Genomic DNA, 10246 nt, shown 5'->3' with positions numbered 1-10246 from the left:
CATCGCCGGATATTTCGTGCCGCGCCTGGCGAACGGCAAGGACCTGCCCGAAGGCGTGCAGGGCAAGGGCGTGCACTCGATCTACACCGAGTACGACCGCAACATCATCTGGGCGTTCGCGGGCAACGGAGCCTACGCGCTGTCTTCGCCGCTGCTCGGCAAGCCGGTGCTGAAGGAGCCGGCGAGGCCGTGGCCGCCGCGCTGATCGAGCGGGTGGGGGCCGAATTGGGGTGGCCCCCGCGGGGATAGCGGCACTCCGGCTCGATCGCCCGTCTCGCGCGGGTCGGTGCTAAGATCGCGGTTTCCCCTGCGACTCAGCACCTCCGATGACCGCGCACGAGCCTCTCGCGCATCCGCACCGCCGTGCCGCGGTGCTGTTCATCTTCGTCACCGTGGCGATCGATATGCTGGCCTTCGGCATCATCATCCCGGTGCTGCCGCACCTGATCGTGGAATTGATCGGCGGCAGCATGGCGCAGGCCGCCGTATGGGTGGGCGCGATCAGCACCACCTTCATGCTGATGCAATTCATCTTCTCGCCCGTGCAAGGCACCTTGTCGGATCGCTTCGGCCGCCGCACGGTGATCCTGATCTCCAGCTTTGGCCTTGGCGTGGATTTCATCGTGATCGCGCTGGCGCCGACCGTATGGCTGCTGTTCGTGGGGCGCCTCGTATCAGGCATCTGCGCGGCAAGCTTCTCCACCGCCAATGCCTACATCGCCGATATCGTGCCGCGGGAAAAACGCGCTGCGGCCTATGGTGCGCTGGGTGCCGCGTTTGCCATCGGCTTTATCACCGGACCGGCGCTGGGCGGACTGCTTGGCCACCTCAGCATCCGCTTGCCGTTCTGGGTGGCAGCCGGGCTTTCATTGATCAATTTCTGCTACGGCTTCTTCGTACTGCCGGAATCGCTGCCGCCCGAACGCCGCAGCAAGCGCTTCGACTGGAGCCATGCCAATCCCTTCGGCGCGCTCGTGTTGTTGCGCCGCTATCCGCAAGTCTTCGCGCTGGCCTCGGTGTACTTCCTGATCAACCTGGCGCAGTTCTCTCTCAACTCCACCTACGTGCTCTACGCCGATTACCGCTACGGCTGGGGCACGCAGGCAGTGGGATACACGCTTGCCTTCGTCGGGCTCTGCAGCGGCATCGTGCAGGCGGTGCTGGTGCGCCGCCTGATGCCGAAACTCGGCGAGCGGCGCATGATCATGATCGGCTTGCCGCTGTGCGTGGTGGGCTATCTGTTCTTCGGCTTCTCGCCGGTGGGGTGGATGTTCCTGGTGGGCATTCCGTTCCTTTGCCTTGGCGGTCTCTCCGGGCCGCCGGCGCAGGCGCTGATGACGCAACAAGTGGATCCGCACGAACAAGGCCGCCTGCAAGGCGCGTTGAGCAGCCTTGCCAGCCTCGCCGGCATCTTCGGGCCGGCGCTGTTCGCCAACCTGTTCGGCTTGTTCATCAGCAACCATGCCCCCATGCATCTGCCCGGCATCGCTTTCGTGTTGGCAGCGGTGCTGCTCACCGCCGCCACGGTCATTGCCGGTTACGCGATCCGCCATGTACATCCCACCTCATCTCTGGATGCACATCCCGCGCCATCGCCTAGCGAACTCTCGCCTGTTGCTGACGTGTGCACGCACGATCACCTTCCCCATCATCAACCGGAGTCATCCCCATGAGTCTCTCGATGTACCAAGCCTCCGTACCACTATTCGTACGCGCACTGACCAACCTCAACCACGTGCTCAAGCTCGGCGAAAAACACGCCAAGGAAAAAAACGTGGAAGGCTCGGTACTGCTGCAAACCCGCCTTATTCCCGACATGCTGCCGCTGGTCAAGCAGGTGCAGATCGCCACCGACATGGCCAAGAACGGCACCGCGCGCCTGGCAGGCGTCGATCCGTTGAAGTTCGAGGACAACGAGACGTCGTTCGATGAGCTGTATTCGCGCATCGAACGCGCGATCGACTACATCAAGAGCTTCAAGCCGGAACAGGTGGACGGCAGTGAAACACGCGCCATCACCATCAAGTCGCGCAACGGCGAGCAGCATTTTGAAGGTGAGGCTTACCTGCTCCACTTCGTGATTCCGAACTTGTTCTTCCATTGCACGACGGCGTACGCGATCTTGCGTGAGGCTGGGACGCATATTGGGAAGCAGGATTTCATCGGTAAGCAGTAAGTCTTCAATTGTTCGAAATGTGCAGGGCGATGCATTCGCCCTGTACATCGCTCCTTGAGTTGATGAGCTCTCGCCGCATCACGATTCACACCCAACTGTCCGCGCACGGTAAATTTTCGTACATATCCGTAGCCGCTTCGACGAATACCTCCCGTTCCTGACTCGCAACGGCCTGCCCTACATCAAATTGGGCGAACTCCGATTGTTGCAAAAACGCGCGTGGCTTATTTGACCACTACGGTTTGCAACATCTTCCTTAGGGGTTGGACCGTAAATACCCGATGGTCATCACAGGAGCCATGCCTCATGGCTTAGGGATGACTTTCGCATCTATGTCAGATGTCGCGCGCTGCAAAACTGAGCAGCGAACGGCGACTCAGGGAGAGCGCCTTGAAAACAAGAAATACCTTTAACTACTCACTGCTGGCGTTGGCGTGTGCAACAGCGCTGGCGAGCACAAATGTATTTTCGCAAGACAGTGATGGCAGCAAAACGAAGACCTTGGAGGGCGTCACCGTTACCGGTTCTCATATTGCCATCTCCAACCCCAACGTCATCTCACCGACACCTGTTGCGGTTGTCACCGCTGAGGAAATCCATGCGACGGGTGCTACCAATATCGGCGACTTGATGGCCACCATGCCTCAGCTCGCCACCACGTTTACGATGGGTAACTCCACGCAATCCATCGGCACCGCTGGCGTGCAGCAGCTTGATCTGCGCAATCTTGGACCTGAGAGAACGTTGGTGCTTGTCAACGGCCGCCGCTTCGTGGGTTCGAGCGCAGGCTCCAGCGCAGTTGATGTGAATCTCATTCCAACCGAATGGGTTGAACGGGTTGAAATCATCACCGGCGGCGCTTCGGCTGTATACGGTGCGGATGCTGTCACCGGCGTCGTGAACTTCATCCTGAAGAAAAACTACCAGGGCGTAAATCTGCACGCGCAGTATGGCGTTTCGCAACATGGCGGCTTTTCACCGAAGGAGGCCTCCATCACCGGCGGCATGAACTTCGCCCACGATCGCGGCAATATCGCCATCTCAGTGGAACACAGCGAACAAGATCCGCTCATGTTTCCTGATCGTTTCGGCAATCAGTCGTACAGATCCATCCTGACACCCAATGGCCCCTACGAGTCCCAGCTTTTTTCAAACGCAGGTGGCTACGGCTATACCAATGGCGGAACCTTCTCGCTCGATACGCCTACGGATATCAGCAAGCGTTATGTGCTCAATCCGGATGGCAGCGTACGTCCGCAACGCTTCGATGGCCCCCTTGACAGCACCGGCTGCTCGGATTGCGACCGCTTAGATGTAAATAAGGTGCAACAGCTGCAACCGGAATACAAGCGTACGTCGCTTAGCTCGGTGGCTAGCTTCAACATTACGCCGGATCAGCGTCTTTACGCTGAAGGTAGTTACAGCCACGTCGATGTGAAGATGGCCACCCAGCCGGCCTTCGGCACTTATACTATCTATCGCGACAACGCTTTTATCAGCCCAAGCTTGGCAGCGCTGATGGATGCTAACGGGCTTTCGCAACTCAATATCAATCGCTTCGATGTTGATGCACGTCTTCGTGGGGAAGCTACCAGCCGTGACACCGGTCGTGTTGTATTTGGCGCCAATGGTGTCATCGCAGGGGATTGGGAATACGATGCTTCCGTCAACTATGGCGTAATGAACGAACTTCGCCAGAACTTGAACAACCGCATTAATGATCGCTTTGCAGCATCTACCGACGCAGTCAGGGATTCCAACGGCAACATCGTCTGCCGCTCCAGCATCGACCCTTCCGCGGCAGCCGCGCTTGATCCCATCGCGCGTAACGGCTGCATTCCCACCAGTCTTTTTGGGGAGGGCGCAGTCAACCCCGAGGCAGCCCAGTGGTTCAATACCACCACACTCACTCGCACCCATATCACACAGTTCGTGGGTGGTGGCACGGTTACCAACAACAACCTGTTCCAGATGCCCTTCGAAGCCGGCGCTGCCAGCATTGCCATCGGCACGGAGTTTCGCCGCGAAAGCAGCCGTATAAACCAGGATCCTCTCGACGTTGCAGGCTTGACCTTCCTCAATGCCATCCCCTCTTCCGGTGGCGCTTACAACGTGAAGGAAGGATACATCGAGACCTTGCTGCCGCTACTCGCGGATCGTCCGTTCGCCAAGGCGCTGACGCTCGACGCAGCCATTCGCTTCTCTGACTATTCCACCATCGGTCACACCAAGGCATGGCGCTGGGGTTTGGATTGGGCTATCGACGACAACATCCGTCTACGCGGAACCATGTCCAGCGCTGTTCGCGCCCCGAATATCGATGAACTTTACAGCGGTCAAAGTCAGAACTTCTTCTCCGTCAATGACCCTTGCTCGGCCCCACAGCTCAGGACCGCTCCCAATCCCGCTGTCCGTGCAGCTAACTGTCAGGCCCTTGGCGTTCCGCAAGGCTGGAAGTCAGCCAACGGCGCGACCATTGCCGGCATTTCCGGCAGCAACCCCAACCTTGGACCCGAAACTGGCAAGACGTGGACAGCCGGATTTGTATTCACGCCGCAATTCCTCACCGGATTCGGCCTGACCATGGATTACTGGAATATCCGGCTGAACAATGCGATCAGTGCCCCGTCGGGTACGCAAGTCGTTAATCAGTGCGTCGACAATCCAAATGGCATTGGAAACGTGTACTGCGCTGGTGCTTTGCGTGATCCGAACACCCATGAAATCGTGTTCATCAACTCGGTCAACCAGAACATTTCTGCGCTGAGCACATCTGGCATGGATATTGGCGCCTATTATTCGCACGATATCGGCCCGGGCAAGCTGCGCGTCAACCTCAACGGTACTCGCGTGTTCCTCTATACCGAACACCCATTCCAAGACGACCCCTCCATCACCATCCAGGACAACGGCACGCTAGGCTATCCCAAGTGGAAGATCACTGTTGGCACCAACTACGCGATCAACAACTGGACGTTTAATTGGCGGGCCCGCTACTTCTCGCCCATGCTGCGCGTGTCGAACGAAAGCTACGCATCCGATCCCATTCAAATCAACCCCATCTGGGCGGGCAACGGATTCTTCAATGATCTGAGCGTGAGTTACAAGGTCAAGAACGCTGAAGGCAAGAATACCGGTTTGGAAATTTACGGCGGCATCAACAACATTGCTGACCGCAACCCTCCGGTCAATTTGTTCGGGACTGGCTTTGGCTCTGCGTTGTACGATGCGATTGGTCGCAGCTACTACGCCGGATTCAACTATAAGTTCTAAGAAATTCGGTGATCGAAAAAGGCCGGCCTGCCGGCCTTTTTTGTGTTTATCTAAGCGCGCGCCCATTTGGATTCACCTTGATTTCTTCCAACTACGCCCGCACCACACAGAAGTCAAAACTCCCAGGGACTAAAACATCATGACCGGTCAAACTCACTTAAAGATCGACTTCGTCTCCGACGTCGTCTGCCCCTGGTGCGCCATTGGCCTCAAATCTTTGGAGCAAGCACTTCAACGACTGAATGGCGAAATAGTGGCCGACCTGCACTTCCAGCCCTTCGAGCTAAATCCGCAAATGGGGCCGGAAGGCGAGAACGTAGCCGAGCACCTGGCGCACAAGTACGGCAGCACGCCGGAGCAGAGGGCGAAGAATCAGGAAGGTATCCGCCAGCGCGGTGCCAGCCTGGGCTTTGTGTTTGATATGGACAAGCGCAGTCGTATTTACAACACCTTCGATGCGCACCGCCTGCTGCATTGGGCGGAGCTGGAAGGGAAGCAGCCTGCCTTGAAGCTGGCTTTGCTGGAGGCATATTTCAGCAAGGGAGAGAATGTCAGCTCGCATGATGTACTTGCGCGGGTGGCGGGTGACGTGGGGCTGGACGTCGCTGAAGCGCGCAAGGTGCTCACGGAGAACCGTTACGCGGATGAGGTGCGCCAGCAGGAGCAGTTCTTTCAGTCACAGGGCATCCGGGCGGTGCCGTCGGTGATCATCAATGGGAAGTATCTGGTGCAGGGTGGGCAACCGCCGGAGGTGTTTGAGCAGACGCTGAGGCAGGTGGCGGCTGAGGGATAAATCGCGTAGAGGGCGGTTATCCCGCAAAGCACTTGGGGGTCGCGTTCGCTCACCCCAACCTATCAGTGCGGTGGCTTGCAAGTAGGCTGGGATGGAATCCCAGCATCAGGAAGGCTAAAAGCGCTGGGATTTCATACCAGCCTACGAGAACCCTGCGTGGGGTACGGTAAAAAGGCGGCGCGGCGCGGCCAGCTTTGCGACAATAGACTGCCGTTTTACCCACTGCGCCCCGCATGCTGCGACTCACCGACATCAAGCTGCCCCTGGATCACCCTGAGGAAGCGCTGGCCGCCGCCATCCGCGCCAAGCTGCATGTCGGCGCCGCGGCCGTTCACGGCTATAGCGTGTTCCGTCGCGGCCATGACGCCCGCAAGCGCGGGGCGATCCAGTTGATCTACACGCTGGATGTGGACGTGGCCGACGAGGCCAAGCTGCTGGCGCGTTTTGCGGACGATCCACATGTGCGTCCTACGCCGGATACGAATTACCACTTCGTGGCAAAGGCGCCCGGCCAGCTGGCGCATCGGCCGGTGGTGATCGGCTTGGGTCCCTGCGGGCTGTTCGCAGGCCTGCTGCTGGCGCAGATGGGCTTTCGACCGATCATTCTGGAACGCGGCAAGGCCGTGCGCGAGCGTACCAAGGACACCTGGGATCTGTGGCGCAAGCGCAATCTGCACCCGGAATCGAACGTGCAGTTCGGCGAGGGCGGTGCGGGTACGTTTTCCGACGGCAAGCTGTACAGCCAGATTTCCGATCCCAAGCACTACGGTCGCAAGGTGCTGACGGAATTCGTGAAGGCCGGCGCACCGGAAGAAATCATCTACGTGAGCAAGCCGCACATCGGCACCTTCCGCCTGGTGACGATGGTGGAGAACATGCGCAACACCATCGAGGCGCTGGGTGGTGAAATTCGCTTCCAGCATCGCGTGGATGACCTGCTGGTCGATACGGATGCAGAAGGTACCCGTCACGTGCGCGGTGTCGCGTTGTCGAACGGCGAGCAGGTCCGCACCGATCATGTCGTGCTGGCGCTCGGCCACAGTGCCCGCGACACCTTCGAGATGCTGTACAAACGCGGCGTATATCTGGAAGCCAAACCATTCTCGATCGGCTTTCGCGTGGAGCATCCGCAATCGATCATCGATCGCGCGCGCTTCGGTCCGCAGGCCGGTCACCCTTTGCTTGGCGCAGCGGACTACAAGCTGGTACATCACTGCCGCAATGGCCGCTCGGTGTATAGCTTCTGCATGTGTCCAGGCGGCACGGTAGTTGCCGCCACCAGCGAGCCGGGACGCGTGGTGACCAATGGCATGAGTCAGTATTCGCGCAACGAACGCAATGCGAATGCGGCGATTGTGGTGGGCATCGAACCCAACGATTTCACACCGTATGACGATAGCGGCAGCCCGCTGGCCGGCATCACATTGCAACGCCAGTTGGAAAGCCGCGCATTCGAGCTGGGCGGTGGCACGTATGAAGCACCTGGCCAGCTGATCGGTGATTTTCTTGCCGGCAAAGCATCCGTGGCATTGGGCGAGGTGCAGCCTTCCTACAAACCCGGCGTGCATCTGACGGACCTCGCATCTGCATTACCGGATTACGCCATCGAAGCCATCCGCGAAGCGATGCCGGCCTTCGATCGCAAGATCAAAGGCTTCGCACGACCCGATGCGATTTTTACCGGCGTGGAAACACGCACCTCATCACCGGTGCGCATTCGCCGCGACGATGAAACTTTGCAGAGTCTCAACACGCGCGGTCTGTTTCCTGCCGGCGAAGGTGCCGGTTACGCGGGCGGCATTCTTTCGGCCGGTGTCGACGGCATTCGCATCGCGGAAGCTGTCGCGCTAAGCATCACGCGTCAGGAAGCCCATGCTTACTGACGAGCTCAAGGACCGTATCCGCGACGCATATGCGCGCGTGAAAGAAGGCCTGCCCGGCTTTCGTGCGCGTGCAGCGCAAACGCGCATGATCGCCGAGGTGGCCAAGGCATTGGCGCAAGCCGGTGGCGCAGCGGTGATCGAGGCGCCGACCGGCACCGGTAAATCGATGGCCTACCTGATCGCGGGTGCGGAAGCTGCGAAGGCGCTGAAGAAAAAACTGCTGATCGCCACGGCGACCGTTGCACTACAAGAGCAGTTGGTTGAGCGCGATATACCGCTGTTCCTGAAACTCTACGGCCGCGAGATGAAAGTAGCACTCGCCAAGGGTCGCGGCCGCTACGTGTGCCCGCGCAACCTGCGTATGGCCGGCGCCAGCCTGGCGGAAAGCGCACAGATGGGCTTGGGCCTGGATGCCGACCTCGCGTTGTGGACCAAGCCACCGGCCGAGCGCGACAAGCAAGTGCTGCGCAAACTCACCGATGCGTTCGATCGCAACGAATGGAACGGCGACATGGACGCCGCGCCTGAAACGCCCGGCGACATGTTGCGCGGCATGATCACCACCAGCACGGGCGGCTGTACCGGCCGTCGCTGCGCGTACTTCATGCTCTGCCCGTTCTTCGCCGCACGTCGTGCGGCGGCGGATGCGGACATCATCGTCGCCAACCAGGATCTGGTGCTCGCCGATCTCACGCTTTCCAGCGGCGAAGAAAGCTGGGGTGGCGTGTTTCTGCCCAAGCCGGAAGAAACGCTGTACGTGTTCGACGAAGCGCATCACATGCCCGGCAAGACCATCGACCGCGGCGCATCGGAAGTTGCGCTCAACGTCGCCGTGCGCCAGATCAGCCGTCTTGGGCGACAAGTACACGCAGCCTATTCGCTGACCGACAAGGAAGTGATCGGCAAGCTCACGCTGGATGCAGGCGACGAAAAGCTGCAGGCTTTGAGCGATGCACTGGAAGCATTGGAAAAAGAGATTCGCCAATCATGGCTACCCGATCCGGCGGAAACCGAGCCGGTCTATCGCGGCTCACTGGGGCAGCTGCCGGACAACTGGGTCCATCACGCTACGTTGCTCTACATCGCCAGCAGCGAAGTGCAGCGCTGGCTTACCGCCGTGCGCCGCACCATCACCGAGATGAGCGAAGGCGGCCCGACCCAGGAAGCGTTGTCACGCGAATTGGGCATGGCCATGGAGCGCATCGATCGCCAGGTGCGTACGTGGCGTGCATGGTCCAGTGATGATCCGGAACAGGCGCCACCGCTCGCGCGCTGGGTCACGCTGTCGAACGATCAGCAACTGGTTTGTCACGCATCTGCAGTTTCCGCCGGCGCACTGTTGCGCAGCATTCTCTGGGACAACGCCAGCGCGGCCGTGATGACGTCTGCCACGCTGAGTGTCGGCGGTAATTTCCGCGGCTTTGCCGATGCCGTGGGCCTGCCGGACGATGCGGTGACAGTAAGCCTGCCTTCGCCGTTCGATCTTGCCGCCCAAGCGCGGCTTGAAATTCCATCACTCTCCGCCCTGCCCGATGCACGCGAACAGCATGCACAGGAAATCACCGACTGGCTGGCCGACCACCTGGATTGGAACGCCGGCAACCTTGTGCTTTTCACCTCGCGCGCGAAGCTGGAACGCGTGCTGCAACGGCTACCGATCGACAAGGTGCGCAAGGTGCGCGCACAAGGTTCGTTGGGCAAGACGCAATTGATTGCCGAACATGTTGCAGCCGTCGAAGCCGGCAAAGGCAGTACGTTGTTTGGCCTGGCGTCTTTCGGCGAAGGCTTGGACTTGCCCGGCAAGCTGTGCGAGACGGTCGTGATCACGCAATTGCCGTTTGCCGTGCCGACGGATCCCGTCGGGGCCACGTATGCCGAGTGGCTGGAATCGCGCGGACGCAATCCTTTCATGGAAGTCGCGGTACCCGAAGCCACGCGGCTGCTGATTCAATATTGCGGACGCCTGATCCGCAGCGAGACCGATCGCGGCCGGATCGTGTTGCTGGATCGCCGCGTCATTACGCGGCAATACGGCAGCCAGATGCTTAAAGCCCTGCCCCCTTTCCAACGCGTGATCGAGCGTACCGCATGAGCATCATCCGCCTGCGTGATTGTCCGGCC

7 protein-coding genes are annotated in these 10246 nt (G+C 59.7%); all 7 read left to right on the top strand.

Features of this window, described 5'->3' with window-relative positions; all coding sequences use genetic code 11:
* Positions 1-205: hypothetical protein (locus VJR68_RS08850; protein WP_324147311.1), on the top strand; the 205-nt coding region annotated here is incomplete at its 5' end.
* 121 nt (positions 206-326) lie between these two features.
* Positions 327-1673 (top strand): TCR/Tet family MFS transporter, encoded by a 1347-nt coding sequence (locus VJR68_RS08845; protein WP_324147310.1) that lies wholly within the window; start codon positions 327-329, stop codon positions 1671-1673.
* Positions 1670-2176, top strand: coding sequence for a DUF1993 domain-containing protein (locus tag VJR68_RS08840; protein ID WP_324147309.1), 507 nt, complete (start codon positions 1670-1672; stop codon positions 2174-2176). The genes VJR68_RS08845 and VJR68_RS08840 overlap by 4 nt, the downstream gene beginning before the upstream one ends.
* Positions 2177-2566: 390 nt before the next feature.
* A complete protein-coding gene (locus VJR68_RS08835; RefSeq protein ID WP_324147308.1) occupies positions 2567-5449 on the top strand; it encodes a TonB-dependent receptor domain-containing protein in 2883 nt (960 codons plus the stop codon).
* Positions 5450-5588: 139 nt separating this feature from the next.
* Positions 5589-6242 carry a DsbA family oxidoreductase gene (locus tag VJR68_RS08830; RefSeq protein ID WP_324147307.1) on the top strand — a complete coding sequence of 218 codons (654 nt, stop codon included), beginning with the start codon at positions 5589-5591 and terminating at the stop codon, positions 6240-6242.
* Between the two features lie 233 nt (positions 6243-6475).
* The gene (locus VJR68_RS08825) at positions 6476-8125 is read left to right on the top strand and encodes an NAD(P)/FAD-dependent oxidoreductase (protein ID WP_324147306.1); all 1650 of its coding nucleotides are present in this window, start codon (positions 6476-6478) and stop codon (positions 8123-8125) included.
* Positions 8115-10217 (top strand): ATP-dependent DNA helicase DinG, encoded by a 2103-nt coding sequence (gene dinG, locus VJR68_RS08820; RefSeq protein WP_324147305.1) that lies wholly within the window; start codon positions 8115-8117, stop codon positions 10215-10217. Before VJR68_RS08825 ends, dinG begins: the two co-directional genes overlap by 11 nt.
* Positions 10218-10246: the final 29 nt, after the last annotated feature.

The sequence above is a fragment of the Dyella sp. genome, from assembly GCF_035277725.1.
Lineage (GTDB): Bacteria > Pseudomonadota > Gammaproteobacteria > Xanthomonadales > Rhodanobacteraceae > Dyella_B.
Note: the sequence above shows the minus strand (reverse complement) of the source record. Positions and strands in the feature narration are given on the sequence as shown.

Bases quoted from the DNA above. Each gene is read 5' to 3' on its own strand.
- VJR68_RS08830 (WP_324147307.1), top strand. From the start codon at position 5,589: ATGACCGGTCAAACTCACTTAAAGATCGACTTCGTCTCCGACGTCGTC.
- VJR68_RS08840 (WP_324147309.1), top strand. From the start codon at position 1,670: ATGAGTCTCTCGATGTACCAAGCCTCCGTACCACTATTCGTACGCGCA.
- VJR68_RS08845 (WP_324147310.1), top strand. From the start codon at position 327: ATGACCGCGCACGAGCCTCTCGCGCATCCGCACCGCCGTGCCGCGGTG.
- dinG (WP_324147305.1), top strand. From the start codon at position 8,115: ATGCTTACTGACGAGCTCAAGGACCGTATCCGCGACGCATATGCGCGC.
- VJR68_RS08825 (WP_324147306.1), top strand. From the start codon at position 6,476: ATGCTGCGACTCACCGACATCAAGCTGCCCCTGGATCACCCTGAGGAA.